Source organism: Bacillota bacterium (genome assembly GCA_030019365.1).
In the GTDB taxonomy this organism is placed as follows: Bacteria; Bacillota; Sulfobacillia; order JACIYH01; family JACIYH01; genus JACIYH01.
In genome coordinates this window covers 374,886-391,524 of the sequence record JASEFA010000002.1, presented here as the reverse complement: position 1 = coordinate 391,524, position 16,639 = coordinate 374,886, and the positions used below count along the sequence as shown (strand labels likewise).

The 16,639-nt window shown below is 68.5% G+C and carries 14 protein-coding genes and 2 rRNA genes (1 of these 16 running past the window's edge); 15 read left to right on the top strand and 1 reads right to left on the bottom strand.

Going from position 1 to position 16,639, the window contains the following annotated elements; genetic code table 11:
* From QME70_05125 to QME70_05110, 4 genes are all read left to right on the top strand, one after another.
* Window positions 1-1,705, top strand: a 23S ribosomal RNA gene (locus tag QME70_05125); it begins 1,310 nt to the left of the window's first position.
* A gap of 50 nt (window positions 1,706-1,755) precedes the next feature.
* Window positions 1,756-1,872 (top strand): 5S ribosomal RNA (gene rrf / locus QME70_05120).
* A gap of 235 nt (window positions 1,873-2,107) precedes the next feature.
* Entirely contained in the window at window positions 2,108-3,391 is a 1,284-nt protein-coding gene (locus QME70_05115; GenBank protein ID MDI6893983.1) for a family 1 glycosylhydrolase, read from the top strand.
* A gap of 190 nt (window positions 3,392-3,581) precedes the next feature.
* Window positions 3,582-3,833 carry a BON domain-containing protein gene (locus tag QME70_05110; protein ID MDI6893982.1) on the top strand — a complete coding sequence of 84 codons (252 nt, stop codon included), beginning with the start codon at window positions 3,582-3,584 and terminating at the stop codon, window positions 3,831-3,833.
* Here the strand turns inward: QME70_05110 and QME70_05105 are convergent.
* Entirely contained in the window at window positions 3,808-5,388 is a 1,581-nt protein-coding gene (locus tag QME70_05105) for a nitrilase-related carbon-nitrogen hydrolase (GenBank protein MDI6893981.1), read from the bottom strand. The two genes, QME70_05110 and QME70_05105, sit on opposite strands and share 26 nt — an antisense overlap.
* A gap of 191 nt (window positions 5,389-5,579) precedes the next feature.
* On the opposite strand from QME70_05105, the gene QME70_05100 reads away from it, so the two are divergent.
* The 11 genes from QME70_05100 to QME70_05050 all read left to right on the top strand — a co-directional run bounded on the left by QME70_05100 (window position 5,580) and on the right by QME70_05050 (window position 16,638).
* The gene (locus QME70_05100; GenBank protein MDI6893980.1) at window positions 5,580-6,767 is read left to right on the top strand and encodes a Xaa-Pro peptidase family protein; all 1,188 of its coding nucleotides are present in this window, start codon (window positions 5,580-5,582) and stop codon (window positions 6,765-6,767) included.
* Window positions 6,768-6,848: 81 nt separating this feature from the next.
* Window positions 6,849-8,303: an aminotransferase class V-fold PLP-dependent enzyme gene (locus QME70_05095; protein MDI6893979.1), complete on the top strand. Its 1,455-nt coding sequence runs from the start codon at window positions 6,849-6,851 to the stop codon at window positions 8,301-8,303.
* Between the two features lie 60 nt (window positions 8,304-8,363).
* Window positions 8,364-9,017 (top strand): dTMP kinase, encoded by a 654-nt coding sequence (gene tmk / locus QME70_05090; GenBank protein MDI6893978.1) that lies wholly within the window; start codon window positions 8,364-8,366, stop codon window positions 9,015-9,017.
* Window positions 9,014-9,343, top strand: coding sequence for a cyclic-di-AMP receptor (locus QME70_05085; protein MDI6893977.1), 330 nt, complete (start codon window positions 9,014-9,016; stop codon window positions 9,341-9,343). The genes tmk and QME70_05085 overlap by 4 nt, the downstream gene beginning before the upstream one ends.
* Window positions 9,340-10,296 (top strand): hypothetical protein, encoded by a 957-nt coding sequence (locus tag QME70_05080; protein ID MDI6893976.1) that lies wholly within the window; start codon window positions 9,340-9,342, stop codon window positions 10,294-10,296. The genes QME70_05085 and QME70_05080 overlap by 4 nt, the downstream gene beginning before the upstream one ends.
* Window positions 10,297-10,330: 34 nt before the next feature.
* On the top strand, window positions 10,331-11,053 hold the full coding sequence (locus QME70_05075; GenBank protein ID MDI6893975.1) for a stage 0 sporulation family protein: 723 nt from the start codon (window positions 10,331-10,333) through the stop codon (window positions 11,051-11,053).
* 7 nt (window positions 11,054-11,060) lie between these two features.
* The gene (locus QME70_05070; protein MDI6893974.1) at window positions 11,061-13,613 is read left to right on the top strand and encodes a carbamoyltransferase HypF; all 2,553 of its coding nucleotides are present in this window, start codon (window positions 11,061-11,063) and stop codon (window positions 13,611-13,613) included.
* Window positions 13,570-13,794: a HypC/HybG/HupF family hydrogenase formation chaperone gene (locus QME70_05065; GenBank protein ID MDI6893973.1), complete on the top strand. Its 225-nt coding sequence runs from the start codon at window positions 13,570-13,572 to the stop codon at window positions 13,792-13,794. The genes QME70_05070 and QME70_05065 overlap by 44 nt, the downstream gene beginning before the upstream one ends.
* Entirely contained in the window at window positions 13,784-14,935 is a 1,152-nt protein-coding gene (hypD, locus tag QME70_05060) for a hydrogenase formation protein HypD (protein ID MDI6893972.1), read from the top strand. The genes QME70_05065 and hypD overlap by 11 nt, the downstream gene beginning before the upstream one ends.
* Window positions 14,895-15,911: a hydrogenase expression/formation protein HypE gene (gene hypE, locus QME70_05055; GenBank protein ID MDI6893971.1), complete on the top strand. Its 1,017-nt coding sequence runs from the start codon at window positions 14,895-14,897 to the stop codon at window positions 15,909-15,911. Before hypD ends, hypE begins: the two co-directional genes overlap by 41 nt.
* Before the next feature lie 367 nt (window positions 15,912-16,278).
* Window positions 16,279-16,638, top strand: coding sequence for a transcriptional regulator (locus QME70_05050; GenBank protein ID MDI6893970.1), 360 nt, complete (start codon window positions 16,279-16,281; stop codon window positions 16,636-16,638).
* Window position 16,639: the final 1 nt, after the last annotated feature.

The window sequence follows — 16,639 nt, the reverse complement described above, 5'->3', positions numbered from 1 at the left end:
CTGCTGGGAAGGCTGATCGTGAGGACAGCTGGAGTGGGCAGAAGTGAGAATGCCGGTATGAGTAGCGAAAAGGCTGGTGGGAATCCAGCCCGCCGGAAGCCCGAGGGTTCCTGAGGAAGGCTCGTCCGCTCAGGGTTAGTCGGGGCCTAAGCTGAGGCCGAAGGGCGTAGGTGATGGGGAGCCGGTTGACATTCCGGCACCACCTTTTGACCGTTATGAGCGATGGGGTGACGCAGGGGGGTAGGCCAACCGCGCCGTTGGTAGAGTGCGGCCAAGCCCGTAGGGTGCTCTTCCAGGGAAATCCGGGGGGGCGAAACCTGAGGGGTGATGGGGAGGGAAATTAGAGTACCGAAGTGGCTGATCCCGTACTGCTGAAAAAAGCCTCTAGCCAGGTCATGGGTGCCCGTACCCGAAACCGACACAGGTAGGCGGGGAGAGGATCCCAAGGCGCGCGGGGCAACCCTCGCTAAGGAACTCGGCAAAATGACCCCGTAACTTCGGGAGAAGGGGTGCCGAACGGGTGAGGCATCCAAGCGGTGCTGAGCCTGGGAGGTTGCAGAGAAACGGCCCAAGCGACTGTTTAACAAAAACACAGGTCTCTGCTAAGGCGCAAGCCGAGGTATAGGGGCTGACGCCTGCCCAGTGCTGGAAGGTTAAGGGGAGGGGTTAGGGGTGACCCGAAGCTCCGAACCGAAGCCCCAGTGAACGGCGGCCGTAACTATAACGGTCCTAAGGTAGCGAAATTCCTTGTCGGGTAAGTTCCGACCCGCACGAATGGCGCAACGACTTGGGCGCTGTCTCGGCGAGGGGCCCGGTGAAATTGAGTGACCTGTGAAGACGCAGGTTACCTGCGGCTGGACAGAAAGACCCCGTGGAGCTTTACTGCAGTCTGACATTGGACTTTGGTGTCTGATGTAGAGGATAGGTGGGAGGCGGAGAGACCTGCTCGTCAGGGCGGGTGGAGCCGGCGGTGGAATACCACCCTTTGGGCATTGAAGTTCTAACCTGGGGCCGTGAACCGGTCTGGGGACAGTGTCAGGTGGGCAGTTTGACTGGGGCGGTCGCCTCCCAAAAGGTAACGGAGGCGTCCAAAGGTTCCCTCAGCGCGGTTGGAAATCGCGCGTGGAGTGCAAAGGCACAAGGGAGCTTGACTGTGAGACCGACTGGTCGAGCAGGTGGGAAACCAGGGCTTAGTGATCCGGCGGTACCGAGTGGAAGGGCCGTCGCTCAACGGATAAAAGCTACCCCGGGGATAACAGGCTGGTCTCCCCCAAGAGTCCACATCGACGGGGAGGCTCGGCACCTCGATGTCGGCTCATCGCATCCTGGGGCTGGAGCAGGTCCCAAGGGTTGGGCTGTTCGCCCATTAAAGCGGTACGTGAGCTGGGTTCAGAACGTCGTGAGACAGTTCGGTCCCTATCCGCCGCAGGCGCAGGAGGCTTGAGGGGCGCTGCCCCCAGTACGAGAGGACCGGGGCAGACGGACCTCTGGTGTACCGGTTGTCGTGCCAGCGGCAGAAGCCGGGTAGCCATGTCCGGGTGGGATAAGCGCTGAAAGCATCTAAGCGCGAAGTCCTCCTCAAGATTAGGCCTCCCACGGTGAAAGCCGGTAAGGTCCCAGGCAGACCACCTGGTAGATAGGCCGGGGGTGTAAGGGCAGGAATGCCTTGAGCTGACCGGTACTAATAGACCGAGGGCTTGAGCCTTCCGGGGCGGTTTGGGTGTTCCGCTGTGTGGTTTTGAGGGTGCAGGGATTCCCGGTGCCCATACCGGAGGGGTCACACCCGTTCCCATCCCGAACACGGTCGTTAAGCCCTCCAGGGCCGATGGTACTTGGCGGGGGGCCGCCCGGGAGAGTAGGTCGGTGCCGGGAAGCTGTTGGAGAGCCCCCGCGGGGAGCGTGCCCCGCGGGGGCTCTTGGCCTCGCGAATGATTCCCCTCTACCGGCAACCCCGGGAGGTTCAAGGCCCAGCCGTACCCGGCCAGAACACATAGAGTATCAGACCGGACACCAATAGCAGCGGGCAGTTGGAGGCGATGGGGCGGTGGCGGCGAACAGTTCCCTCCAGGGAGCACGGTAGGGAGAACGGGCAGGGGAGGGGGACGTGGTGGAAACCGGCTTGACCTTTCCGGCCGAATTCTGGTGGGGGACGGCCACTTCCTCTCATCAGGTGGAGGGCGGCAACACCAACGATTGGACCCTCTGGGAGGAACGGCCCGGTGCCATCTGGGGCGCTCACCGCAGCGGGATGGCGTGCGACCAGTTTCACCGGTATCGGCAGGACTTTGCCCAGCTCGGGGAACTGGGGTTCAACGCCCATCGCTTTTCGCTGGAGTGGAGCCGTATCGAGCCGGAGGAGGGGCAGTTTTCGCGGGAGGCCTTTGATCACTATCGGCAGGTGGTGGATACGTGCCGCGAGCAGGGGATGGAGCCCTTCGTCACCCTGCACCATTTCACCAATCCGCTCTGGGCGGCCCGCAGGGGAGGGTGGGTTAACCCGCAGGTGGCGGACTGGTTCGCCCGATACACGGAAGCAGTGGTGGCGGCGTTGGGTGATCGGGTTACCTGGTGGCTGACGGTGAACGAGCCCCTGGTGTTCGCCACCATGGGCTACCTGGCCGGCATCTGGCCACCGGGGCACCGCAGCCTGGGCGAGACGGTGACCGTGGTGCGTCACATGCTCATGGCCCACGCCCGCGCCTACCGCGTTATCAAGGAGCATTGTCCGGCGGCACGGGTGGGAGTGGCCCACCACCTCCGCCCGTTTCACCCGGTGCGGCGCGGGCCGTGGCTCGACAGCAAGCTGGCCGGGTTCCTCGATCGCGTGTTCAACCGATTGTTCGTGGAAGGTATAGAGACCGGCCAGGCCGGGTGGCCCGCCTGGGGGTGGTTGTCCCCGGGGAGTCGCGTTGTCGCCGGTTTAGCTGGCACCCAGGACTTCCTTGGGCTCAACTATTACAGCCGAGGACTGGTCAGGTTCTCGCTGAATTTGGCGGCAGCGGCAGCCCAACCGCCGCCCCCCGGGGCGGAGCTCAATCAGCTGGGATGGGAGGTGTACCCGGAGGGGCTGCTGGAAATCTTGCGCTGGCTCTCGCGATACGGGAAAAAGCCTATCATCATCACGGAGAACGGCATCTGCACGGATGATGATACCCAGCGAGTACGCTTCATCCGGGGGCACTTAGAGATCATGCACAGGGCTCTCGCAGAGGGCATCGCGGTGGCGGGATACTTCTACTGGTCCAGCCACGACAACTTCGAATGGGCAGAGGGCTACCGGGCCCACTTCGGGCTCATCGGCGTGGACTTCGAGACCCAGGAGCGCACCGTACGCCCCAGCGCCCTCTTCCTTGGGCAGGTTGCCAGGACGGGACGCCTGTCCCCGCCCTGAGCCCGGCGGTGTCTGAAGCCGCGCGGTGGTGTGCGGAGCCGCCCGGTGGTGTCCGGACCCGCCCGGCTGGCGGAAACGGGGTGGCACGGCCCAGCGAGCGCGTTCTTTCGGGTTGCGAAGCTTTGCCTGCCTGGTCCCCTGCTGTTATAATGCTCGAATGGCAAACGGCTGCCAGGGAGGAGGAGGGGGCATGGCAGAGCTACCGGAGGGGCTGGACAGGGACCTGGGTGACAGCACCGTCTCCAGCCGGGTCATCGTGCAGCTGCGGGTGCATGATCAAACGGCGGCTTTTGCGAAGGAGATTCGGGTCGGCACGCTCAAGCGTCGGGTGTATCTTCACGGAACCGTGCCGTCCGAGGATGCCAGGCGCAGGGCGGAGCGGGTGGTGCGGACGGTGGAGGGAGTGGGTGGCGTCGTCAACCTTCTCGAGGTGACCGGGTAGCGTCGGTCAGGGCGGTGTAAACTTCCGGGCGCCGATCAGCGAGAGCGTCCGTGCCCGGTACGATCGTCTTGGCGCGGGCCAGGCAGAGGTGAGCCTGGCCCGCTATGCTTTGCTCGCGACCCGCAAAGGCCTGGGCCAGGATGCGGCCGTCGGGATCCACCACCAGGCTGGCGCCGCCCTCCACGAGGCTGGCGCCACAGTCCACCGGGCTGCCGCCTCCCGGGCGGACGGGGACGGGAGCGTTGGCGGCCACCACGAACACTTTGTTTTCCGCCGCCCGGGTGCGGGCCACCGGTTCCACCATGTCGGCGGGGAGAGAGCAGGGCCAGGCGATCCAGTCGGCTCCCGCCAGGGCGAGCACGCGGGGCACCTCGGGCAGCAGTCCCTCCCGGTCGAGCATTACGCCCACGCGCCCGGCAGGGGTATCGTACACCCGACTTCCGGGAGCCAGGGAGTGCTCCACAGCTACCGTGAGGTCGGGAGTTTCCAGCCGGGCCACCGGCTCTCCTTCCCGCCACCAGGCCGTGATGCGCACGGGAGGCACGGGACGCGCCGCCGCCAGGCCCGAGTCGACCCCGGAGTCTGCCGGCAGGGGGCTGGTTACCGCGCCGAGGGCCTCCTCGCAGGCAAGGCCGTACAGGAAAGAGGGCAGCAGGTCGGGGCGGGAAAGCTGCAGGGCGGCCAGCCGTACCACTGCGGGCGGGTGAGGGGGCGGGGCAGGCGGGGCGGGCAGGGCGGGGGAGGCCAGCACGGCATAGGCAGACGGTTGGCGGTCCCGCAGGGGATCGAAGTCCGGCCAGAGGGGGTCAGTCACCCCGGGCAGCTCGATGTCGGCGTGGATCACCTGGGCGGAAGCGGACCCCGCCAGGGCGAGCACGTGTCCGTCCGGGGAAACCACCTGGCTTCGCCCGCAATACACCACGCGGCCCGCTTCCATTCCCACCTTGTTGGCGGCTGCCATGTAGCAGCGGTTCTCCAGGGCCCGCACCCTGAGCATGTACTCGGCCTGGGGGTTGGTGAGGCGGTCGGGGTCGCGCCCGGACGAGACCCACGCGGTCAGGTCCAGCTGCAGCCGGGCGCCTGCCAGGGCCAGCAGGCGTGGTATCTCGGGGAGCCTGCCATCGGCACACACAAACATTCCCATCTTGCCCCAGGGGGTTGATGCCAGCGCGGGGGCGGAACCGGGGGTGAACCAGCGGCGGTCGAAATGCCAGAGCAAGTGCTTGTGGCCGCGGGCTACCACCCGGCCGGTTGGGGAGAGCAGCACGGCGGAGTTGAGCAGCCTGCCCCCCGGCCCCGGCTCCACCACCCCCACCGCCAGGTAGCACTGGCCCCGCCTGGCCATCCCGGCGAACATGTCCAGCACTTCTTCAGGAGGACGGAGACGGGCCGGGTCGTATCCCGGCAGGAAGTAGGCGGGATAGGTGCACTCGGGCAGGACTATCACGTCGGGCCGGATGGCGAGGGCCTTCTCCACCATGGACAGGGCATGGGACAAACCTTCTTCCGCCCTCTCCAGGTCGCAGGCTTCCAGCTGGATGCACGCCACTCTCATGCTCGCCACTCCTTTCCAGGGATGCTGCCCGCCGAGCGGGGAGGAATGCTGGTGGGAATGCTGCCCGCGGGCGGGAAAGCGGGGCTGGGGACGCTGGCAGCCGGTGGGCCGGGAGGAAGCTGGCCGGCGGACGCCAAATAGAAGGGAGGAGTTCTGCCCGGGTGAGGCCGGGGTGAGCGGGGGGATGGGGTGTGTTGCGCATCAACCGGGAAGAGGTCGTCAGGAGAAGGGAGCGACTGCTCGAGGAGGCAGCCCGGGCGGGGTGCCGGGGAGTATGCCTGTTCGGGGCCGTCGAGGTTTTCTATTTCTCGGGCTTCTCCTTCCTGCCCACGGAGCGGCCTGTGGTGCTGGTGGTTACTCCTGAGCCGCGATCAGTCCTCCTGGTGCCGCGTCTGGAGGAGGAGCACGCCGCCAGGGACTCCTGCGCCGACGAGGTGAGATCTTACCCCGAGTACCCGGGCCGGCGTCACCCCATGGAGTTTCTGCGGGACATCCTGGGCGACCTGCAACTCTCCGGCGGGTGCCTGCTGGCCGACGCCGATGGGTATGCCTCGAGTATGGGATACCGGGGTCCGCGCCTGAGCGAAGTGGCAGCCGGAGAAGTCAAGGTGGTTGCCGAGGTGGGGGCCTGCATGCGGATGGTGAAGTCCCCCGCAGAGATATCACTCATCAGGGAAAGCGTGCGCTGGGGCAACCTGGCCCATGCTTTCCTCCAGCAATTGGTGGCGCCGGGCAGGAGCGAGGCGGAAATCTCATGGGAAGCCTCCGCGCGCGCCACGGACGCCATGTTGAAGGCGCTGGGGCCCCACGGGGTCTCCTGGGGGATGGGGGAGCCCGGGGCGGGGGCCGGCTTCCGGGGGCAGGTAGGAGAGGCGTCAGCTCTCCCGCATGCCCTGACCACGGGTGTGATACTGCGCAGGGGCGATGTGCTGGTTACGGGAGCGGGGGCGAACGTGGGTGGCTACCACAGTGAGCTGGAGCGCACCATGTTCGTGGGGGAGCCCGAGGCGCGGGCGCGACGCATGTTCGAGCTCATGCTGGGCGCCCAGCAGGTCGCCATGGAGGCCATCAGACCGGGAGCCCGGTGTGCCGACGTGGATGAGGCCGTCGGCTCCTTCTTCGCCGACAACGACCTGGAAGATCGCTGGCGACACCACACCGGGCACGCCCTGGGTATCCTGGGCCACGAGGCTCCTTTTTTCGACGTGGGCGACGACACCGTGATCGCACCCGGCATGGTGTTCAGCGTGGAACCGGGCATATACGTCCCCGGGCTGGGCGGCTTCCGGCACTCGGACACGGTGCTGGTCACTGACCGCGGCATCGAAGTGTTGACCTATTACCCCCGCGATCTGGAAAGCCTGGTATGTGGGGTGTAACTCACGGAGCGGGAAGACCGGGTTGCCCCTGGGTCTGCGGCGGGCCTGGGCCATAGCGGGGATCTTCCGGATCAGGAGCGCATGCCCCTTTTGGAGGCCTTGCTTGCCTGGGAGCAGGCGGGCCTCTGCTCGTTCCATACGCCGGGGCACCGCCAGGGGAGGGAGGTGGCGCCGGAGGTGGCGGCCCTCCTGCCCGAGCGCCTTTTCCGTCTCGATGCCACCGAGCTGGAAGGTCTGGACGACCTCCACAACCCGGCGGGGCTCATCGCCCGCGCCCAGCGCAGCCTGGCCGAGCTTTACGGCGCCGATGAATCCTTTTTCCTGGTGGGAGGAACCACGGCCGGGATCCTGGCGGCCGTGCTGGCCGCCGGCGGGCCGGGTCGCAAGCTTCTCATGGCGCGCCACAGCCACCGGGCGGCGTTTGCGGCCGCCATCCTTTCCGGGTGCCGGGTGCGCTATCTTCCCGAGGAATGGACGCAGGAGTCCCTGCCCCTGGGTCCCTTGCCGGAAGAAGCGGCTGCCGCGGTGGAGGAATGGCGTCCCGGGGTGTTGCTCCTGACCAGGCCCAACTACTACGGCATCGCCGTTCCCCTTGATGAAGTCGCCGGTGCCTGTCGGCGGGCAGGTACCGTGCTGGTGGTGGACGAGGCCCATGGGGCCCGCTGGGGGCCGCCGGGACTGCCGTCCGCCCTGCAGGCGGGGGCCGACGTGGTGGTGCAGAGCGCCCACAAGACTCTCCCCGCCCTCACCCAGGGTGCCTGGCTGCACGTGCAGGGGCCCCTGGTTGACCGGCGCAGGCTGAGGGCGTGCCTGCGCGTGGTGCAGAGCTCGAGCCCCTCCTACCTGCTCATGGTCTCCCTTGACGTGGCCCGGTGGCACCTGGCCCGGTGGCTGGCGGGAGCGCCCGGGCAGGTGGAGCAGGCCCGGCGACTGCGCGAGAGCTTGGCGGGTCGGGGTGTGCCGCTTCTGCCCCGGATGCTGCCTCCGGGCTGGGTGCGGGACCCCTTCCGCCTGGTGGTGGATGCCTCCGCCATGGGGCGGGACGGGCGAGAGGTTGCCGCCGCCCTGCGCGCAGCAGGTATGGAAGTGGAGTGGGCCGAACCAGACAGGGTACTCATCCTCCTGGGAATGCGGGTGGAGCGCGATGCCCGGGATCTGGCCGACGCGCTGGGCCTGCTGGTGGGCTCCCTGCCGATGGGTGCCGCCCTCGGGTCGCTCCCGGCGCGCGCCGCCGGGTCGCGCGTCGGGCCCTATCCCCGGCTGGAGGCGGTCCTGGACCCCGCCCCGGCATGGTGGGCCGACCAGGAGGAGGTCCCTCTCCAGCAGGCGCCCGGCCGGGTGGCCGGTGAGATGATCTACCTGTCGCCGCCCGGGGTGCCCCTGGTGGCACCGGGGGAGAGGTGGACTGGGGAGGCGGTAGCGTTCCTGCGGCGATGCCGGGAGGCGGGGTTGGAAGCGGTGGGCGGCACCGGGCCGCCGGCGGGCCCCCAGGGGGAGGGGGAGCGGAACCTGGTGCGGGTGGTACGGGAAACGTAGGGCCGGCGGTCGTCTGGCCCTGCATAGGGTCAGGCCACAGCGGTAGGGAGGTTGGCAGCGGTGGGATACTTCATTACGCTGGAGGGACCGGACGGGGGCGGTAAGTCGACCCAGCTCCGCCTCCTCCTGCCCAGGCTCAGGGCGCGGGGGCTGGGGGTGGTGGCCCTGGGCGAACCGGGGGGAACGTCCCTGGGGCGCGCCATCAGGCGGCTGGTGCTGGATCCGGGGCAGACGATATGCCCTCAGGCTGAGGTACTGCTGTACGCTGCCTCCCGGGCCCAGGCGGTGTATGAGGTGGTGCTCCCCTCGTTGCGAGAAGGGAAGGTGGTGGTGATGGAGAGGTACCTCGATTCCAGCCTGGCCTATCAGGCCGCGGGGCTGGGTATTCCCGGCCGGCAGGTGCGGGAGGCGAACCGACTGGCCACCGCGGGGCTGGAGCCCGACCTCACCATCCTCCTGGACATCGACCCCGCCCTGGCCAGGAAGCAGCGCCTGAGCGGTGCCCGGGATCGCATCGAGGGCCGGGACGAAGAGTACCAGCGGCGGGTGCGGAAAGGCTTTCTCGAGGTGGCCAGGGCCCATCCCCAAAGGGTGCGGGTGGTGGATGCCACCTTATCCGTGCCGGAAGTGGAGAGGATTGTGTGGTCTTTGGTAGAAGAATCCCTGTACAGGGCAGGCATTCTGCATGAGCCGCGGAGCGAGGTGAGGGCGTGAAGCTGATCGTGGCCGTGATCCAGGATAAGGATTCGGTGAGACTTTTGGAGGCCCTGGTGAAAAGGGGGTACCGGGCGACCAAGCTGGCCAGCACGGGGGGCTTTCTGCGCGAGGGGAACACCACCGTCCTCATCGGGGTGGAAGACGGGGAGACCGACGAGGTGCTGGCCACCATCAGGGAAACGTGCAGGCCCCGGGAGCAACTGGTGACTCCCCTCACCCCCATGAGCGGGCCTGCCGACTCGTATGTGGCGTATCCGGTGGAAGTGGTGGTGGGCGGCGCTACCGTTTTCGTGCTGAACGTGGACCGGTACGAGAAGATATGACGCCACGGGAGCAACTTGGGGCTGCTCTGCGGGGAGGACGTCTGGCGCACTGCTACCTTCTCTGCGGCCCCCGTGCCCGCAGCGAAGAGGCGGCCCGCGAGGTAGCCGGGGCCTGCCTGTGCCTGGCCCGGGGGAGCGACCGTCCGGATCCCGCTCAGGCCTGCGGCGCCTGCCCCTCCTGTAGGGCCCTGCGCCAGGGCACCCACCCCGACCTGCGCCGGTGGGAGGCGGAGCGCGGGACCTGGCGCATCGAACAGGTGCGGGCCCTCATCGGGGAGGCTTTCCACCGGCCCACCCTGGGGGACCGTCGCGTGCACATTCTGGGAGATGTGCATCTGCTCAGCCTGCCTTCGGCCAACGCCCTCCTGAAGCTGCTGGAAGAGCCGCCCCCGGGTACGCTCTTCTTGCTGCTGGCCGATCGCGTTGCCGACCTCCCCGCCACCCTCCTTTCCCGCTGTCAGCTGCTCGCCTGGCCGGGGGCAGACGCCTCGCCCGGGGAAGGCGCCACACTCGGGGCAGAGGCCCCGCTCGGAGAAGGTGCCGGGCCTGGGGAAGGCGGCGGGACCGAGAATGGCAGCGGCAGCGGGCAAGGCGCCAGGACCGGGGAGGCAGGACCCTCCCTTGCCCGGGAGGTCCTGCAGGCGGCGGGGGCGGGCAGGGGCTCGCACCTCCTTATCCTGGCCAAACGTCTGGCCGAGCGCGGGGAGAAACTTGCCGCGGAACTGACCGGACTCATGCGGGAGCGGGCGGTGGGCATGGCGAGCCAGGGAGAGGAAGTCGCCATCGGCCCCTGGTTGCGCGCCTGGGAGGCGGTGGACCGGGCGGCGGCCAGGCTGGAGGCGCACGGCAATTCCCGTCTGGTTTGGGAATGCCTGCTTCTGGAACTGGCAGGAACTCTCGGCGGTGCCACTGTCATCGGTGCAACTTGTCCCTCTTGTCACCCGGGTTTATAATGCGGAACGGGATCAATGAAAGGAACTGCGGTTGGTGAACAATTTGGCGAAAGTGGTGGCTGTTCGTTTTCGACGGGTGGGAAAGCCCTATCACTTTGACCCGGCCGGGATCGAGCTCGAGCCCGGCGACCGGGTGGTGGTGGAGACCGCCCGCGGGCTGGAAATCGGGGAGGTGGTTTGCCCGGTTCGGGAGGTTCCCGACGACCAGCTCGCGCAGCCCCTGAAGCCCGTGCTGAGGGTGGCCACGGAGGCTGACCTGGGGCAGGCGGAGGAGAACCAGGCCCTGGCCAGCGGAAGCCTGCGCATCTGCAGGGAGAAGGTGGGTGCCCGTGGGCTGCCCATGCACGTGCTGGACGCCGAGTACACGCTCGATCGCTCCCGGCTGGTCTTCTACTTCGCCTCGGAGACGCGGGTGGATTTCCGGGAGCTGGTGCGCGACCTGGCCAGTTCCTTCCGTACCCGCATCGAGCTGCGGCAGGTGGGCGTCAGGGATGAGGCCAAAATGGTGGGCGGCCTGGGACCGTGCGGGCGGGAGGTGTGCTGCGCGGTGTGGCTTTCCGAGTTCCAGCCCGTGTCCATCCGCATGGCCAAGGTCCAGAACCTCTCTCTGAACCCGGGCAAGATTTCCGGCCTGTGCGGGCGCCTGATGTGTTGCCTTCGCTACGAGGCTGACCTCTACCGTGGCGGCGTAGAAGAAGAACCAGAGGACAAAGAGGGCGAGGAACCTGGGGACGAAGGCGAACCGGGGGGAGACTGAGCCCGCAGTGGCCGGCGGGGAGGGGGGGCCTGACCGCCAGCGCTGGCGTGTCACCGTCCGGGGGACGGTCCAGGGGGTGGGGTTCCGGCCCTTTGTATGGCGGGCGGCGACGGCGCGCGGCCTGCGGGGCTGGGTGGCCAACGCGGGTGCGGGAGTGGTGATCGAGGCGGAAGGCCCAACGGGTGTCCTGGAGGAGTTCGTGGGCGACCTCCGTTCCCACCCCCCTCTGCTGGCCCGGGTGGACGAAGTGGACGTCCAGGTGCTGGCGGATCCTGCCCCTGTCCCCGAAGAAGGCTTTCGCATCGTGGCCAGCCAGGGGAGCAGGGTCGCGCAGGTGATGATCCCGCCGGACCTGGCCACCTGTGGCGATTGCCGGAGGGAGATCTCCGACCCCGGCGACCGCCACTACCGGTACCCCTTCACCAACTGTACCCTGTGCGGGCCCCGCTTCACGGTGGTGACCGGTCTCCCCTACGATCGTTCCCGCACCACCCTGGCCTCCTTCGCAATGTGCGAAGACTGCCGCCGGGAATACGAGGATCCCGGGGACCGGCGTTTCCACGCCCAGCCCACCGCGTGCCCCCGGTGCGGGCCCCGGGCCCGGGTGGTGGATGCTGCCGGCCGGGAGGTTCCCGGCTCCTGGGATGAGGTGGCCCAGCGGTTGCTGCGGGAAGGATGCATCGTGGCCGTCAAGGGCATGGGAGGATACCACCTGGCCTGTGACGCCACCTCCACGGAAGCGGTGGCGCGGCTGCGAGAGCGCAAACGCAGGCCGGCCCGGCCCTTCGCCGTCATGTTCCCCGACCTGGAGACGGTGCGCGCCCACTGCCTGGTATCCGGGGCGGAGGAAGCCCTGCTCACTTCCGCCCGCGCTCCCATAGTCATCCTGATCCGGCGCGGGGAGGACGAAGAGCAACCCACACTGGCGCCCGCGGTCGCCCCGGGGCTGGATACGGTGGGGGCCATGCTTCCCTATACCCCCCTGCACTTCATCCTCCTGGAAGGGGCGCCCCCCCTGGTGATGACCAGCGGTAACAGAACCGGCCTGCCCATCGCCCGGGACGAGGATGAGGCGTTTTCCCAGTTGGGGGACCTCGCCGATTACTTCCTGGTGCACGATCGCCCCATCTTCCGCCGCTGCGACGACTCGCTGGTGAGGGTGATGCCGGTCCTCGAGCCGTCGCCACATGCCGGCACGGCGCCTGCCGCCGCTCCCGTGGTCCCCGCGCCGGCCCGCTCCGCGGGACCGGCTGCGCCCCAGGACGCCTCCCGGATCCCAGGAGACGGCGGCCGGGGATCAGTGCAGTTGCTGAGGCGTTCGCGGGGCTATGTGCCGGAGGCCATCACCCTTCCCCTGCCGCCCGGGGCATCGGCGGCCGGGCTGCCGGTGGTGGCTGCCCTGGGAGCGGAGATGAAGAACGTGGTGTGTCTCACCCGGGGCGACCGGGCCTATCTGAGCCAGCACCTGGGCGAGATGGATACGGTGGAGGGGATCGACAACCTGCGGGAGGCCCTGGCCCAGATGGCTTCGCTGCTGGGGGTCGAACCGGTGGTGCTGGCCCGCGACATGCACCCGAGCTTTTCTCTCACCGGCCTGGCGGCCCAGTTTCTTCCCGAACGGCAGGTCGCTGTCCAGCACCACCACGCCCACCTGGCTTCCGTGCTGGCCGAGGCCGGAGTGACCGATTCCGTGGTGGGTCTGGTGGCCGACGGGGTGGGGTACGGTACGGACGGACACGTGTGGGGCTTGGAGGTGCTGGTGGGGTCGCTGGCGGGTTTCTACAGGGCGGCTCACCTGGCGTATGTGCCGCTGCCGGGCGGGGAGGGGGCCATCCGCAATCCCCTGCGCATGGCGGTGAGCTATCTCGGGCACGCCCTGGGCGAAGAGGGCCTTGGCCTGGCCCGGCTCCTGTTCCCCGGTCGGGAGCGGGAGGTGGTGGCTACCTGGCACCTCTGTGCCCGTCCGGGCCTGATGTGCTCCAGCGCGGGGCGCCTGTTTGACGCCGTGTCCGCCCTGCTGGGGATCTGCCACCGCAATACCTACGAGGGGCAGGCCGCCATCGAGCTCGAGGAAGAAGCCTGGCGGGCCCTGCCGGGACGCTCCCTCGCCGGCCTGCCCGACCGGATGGGGGAAGGGGAGCAGTTATGGGGCTGGGAGCGGGCGGGTGATGTGTGGGTGGTGGACCCGGGTCCGCTGGTGACCGCCCTGGCCCGGGAAGCGGCGGCAGGCGGTCACGACGCCGCCACCAGGCGGAGGTTGGCCCTGCGCTTTCACCTGGCCGTGGCCGCCATGATGGTGAAGGTGGCCGGGCTGGTGGCCCGCGAGCAGGGCCTGGGCACGGTGGCACTTTCGGGAGGCACGTTTCAGAACGCGCTCTTGCTATCTCTGGTCGTGGCGGGGCTGGAACAAAGGGGCCTGCGCCGTCTCGTCCCCGGGCAGGTGCCCGCCAATGACGGGGGCATAGCCCTGGGGCAGGCGGCAGTGGCGGTCTGGAAGCTGGCGGGGGGTGAGGGAGTTGTGCCTGGCGGTGCCGGTGCGGGTGCTGACGCGGGACGGTGACTGGGGAGAAGTGGAGAGCAGCGGGACGCGGCTGCGCGCAGCCCTTCATTTCGTGCCGGAGGCGCGGCCCGGGGACTGGGTCCTGGTCCACGCCGGGGTGGCCATCGCCCTGCTGGACGAGGAGGAAGCCCGGGAGAGCCTGGCCTTTCTGGAGGAGTTGAGCACCCCCCATGGAAGCTGACCGGCCCCTGTGGGAAAGGTTCCGCGACCCCGGCATCGCCCGCGCGCTGGTGGCCAGGGTCCGGGTCCGGGTGGCACGGGAACTGGGCGGGCATGTGTCCCTCATGGAGGTATGCGGCACCCACACGGTGGCCATCTCCCGTAGTGGCATCCGCGCTGCGCTGCGGGACGCCGTCACCCTGGTGAGCGGTCCCGGCTGCCCGGTATGCGTTACCTCCCCGGAGGACGTGGACGCCATGGTGGCGCTGGCCGAGAGCGGCCTCACCGTCTTGACGTTCGGGGACATGATGAGGGTGCCGGGGAGCTCCACCAGCCTGGAGGCGGTGCGGGCACGGGGCGGGCGGGTGCGGCTGGCGTACTCTCCGATGGATGCCGTTTCGTACGCAGCGTCCCACCCCGATGAGCAGGTGGTCTTCCTGGCCGTGGGCTTCGAGACCACCGCGCCCGGGGTGGCCCTGGCGGTCGCCCAGGCCCGCGAGTTGCCCCTCGCCAACTTCTCGATTTACCCTGCTCACAAGCTTATCCCCCCCGCCCTGCGCGCCCTGCTCGATCAGGAAGTGGGAGTGCAGGGTTTTCTCCTGCCCGGCCACGTTTCCACCGTGATCGGGCGGCGCGCCCTGGCCTTCCTGGCGGAGGAGTACCGGCTGCCGGCGGTCATCGCCGGCTTTGAGCCCGTCGATATTCTGATGGCGATCGACCGTATCACCCACATGCTGGTGCGGGGAGAGGCAGAGGTGGTGAATGCCTACCCGCGGGCCGTGCGTGAGGAGGGAAATACCCTGGCGCAGCGGGCCATGTGGTCCTGCTTTGCGCCCGCCGATGCCGCCTGGCGGGGACTGGGGCCGATCCCCGGAAGTGGCCTGGGCCTGCGGGACGGATGGGAGGACCTGGACGCCTGCCGGCGTTACGGCGTCTGGGCGCAGCCGGCGGGGGCAATGCGCACCGGGTGCCGCTGCGGGGACGTGCTGCGGGGGCTGCTCCTTCCTCCCCGTTGCCCCCTCTTCGCCCGGGTTTGCACCCCCGCTGCCCCCCAGGGACCGTGCATGGTTTCGTCCGAAGGTGCGTGCGCTGCCTACTACCGCTACGAAAGGGGCGATGGGGATGACGGCCCCCAAGGGGCAGGTGCTGCTGGCCCACGGTGACGGGGGACTCCTCACCCACCGGCTCATCTCGGAGGTCTTTCTGCCGCAGTTGGGCAACCCGGTGCTCGCCCGCCTGGAGGATGCCGCCGTCCTGGAGCTGGAGGGGTGCCGGTTGGCGTTCACCACCGACTCCTTCGTGGTGAGGCCCCTCTTTTTCCCGGGAGGGGACATCGGCAGGCTGGCGGTGTGCGGCACCGTCAATGACCTCTCCATGGTGGGCGCCCGCCCCCTGTACCTCTCGGCGGGGTTCTTGCTGGAAGAAGGCCTCGACCTGGAGGTCCTGGAGCGGGTGGTGGCCTCCATGTGCTCGGCGGCAGCCGAAGCGGGAGTGCGGGTGGTAGCCGGCGACACCAAGGTGGTGGAGCGGGGGAGCGTAGACGGGGTTTTCATCAACACCGCCGGCCTGGGGGTTGTTCCTCCGGCGCTCCGCATGGGTCCGGAGACGGTGCGGGCGGGGGACCGGCTGCTGGTGAGCGGGCCGGTGGGAGAACACGCGCTGGCGGTGGTGCTCGCCCGGGGGGATCTGGAGATCGAGAGCACCATCCGGAGTGATTGCGCTCCCCTCAACGGGCTGGTGGGCGATATCATGACGCAGTGTCCGGGGGCACTGCGCTTCATGCGTGATCCCACCCGGGGAGGGCTGGCCACGGTGGCGTGTGAGATGGCTGTCGCCTGCGGGCTGGATTTCTACCTGCTGGAGGACGGTATCCCCCTGACCGAAGAGGCAGGCGCGCTCTGCGACCTGCTGGGGCTGGACCCCCTGTACCTGGCCAACGAGGGGAAGTTCCTGGCCGTGGTGGACCGGGATCAGGCCGACCGGGTGCTGGAGATTTGCCGTGCCCATCCGCTGGGCGCGGGGGCAGCCCTGGTGGGCGAGGCACGCTCCGGCCGGGGCCAGGCGTACCTCGTCACCGCTCTCGGGGGCACCCGTCGCCTGGATCTGCCGGCGGGAGCCCAGTTCCCGCGCATCTGCTGACCGGGGGGTACCCATCTGCCTCCGCTGTACCTCCTGGCCGGCAGCACCCCTCCTGCGCATCTGCTGACCGGGCAGATCCCGTCCGCCTCCAACGCATCTGCTGGCTGCGTCCGGTTTGCATTCCGCCAGCCGGCTGAGCGGAGCGGCCCGCCCGGAATGGCACAAGTGATCACGGTAACAAGATCACCGAAAGTTATTGCTCTTTTCTGCTTGCTGCGAATTCGGAGGTCCGGTGTATTAGGCGTTTGCAAGGATTGCGCAATGGGTGGGCCATAAATTGTTGTTAGAATGGGCGCGGGTATGTGAAACGCATCACAACCCTGCCTTAAGGGTCGAGGTCAAGCGTGTGGTGGCGGGATGTACAACCGTGTACCTGCGAGACGTGCAGCGGATCCTGAAGGCCGAGGTGCTCTGGGGCGAGGACCTGCTTGACCGGGAGGTCGTGGCCGGGTTCGGCTGCGACCTCATTTCCGACTCCCTCTTCTTTGCCACCCCGGGGACGCTGCTGCTTACGGGGTTGACCCATCCCCAGGTGGTGCGGGCCGCGGAACTCATGGAGTTCTGCGGTGTGGTGTTCGTGCGCGGGAAGAGACCGGGGGACGGCGTAGTGGATCTGGCCCGGGAGAGGGAGATGCCCCTGCTCCTCACCGGCTACCTGATGTTCGATAGTTGCGGCCTCCTGTACGAGGCGGGACTGCGGGGATGCCGGGCCGGGGAGCCCCGGTGAG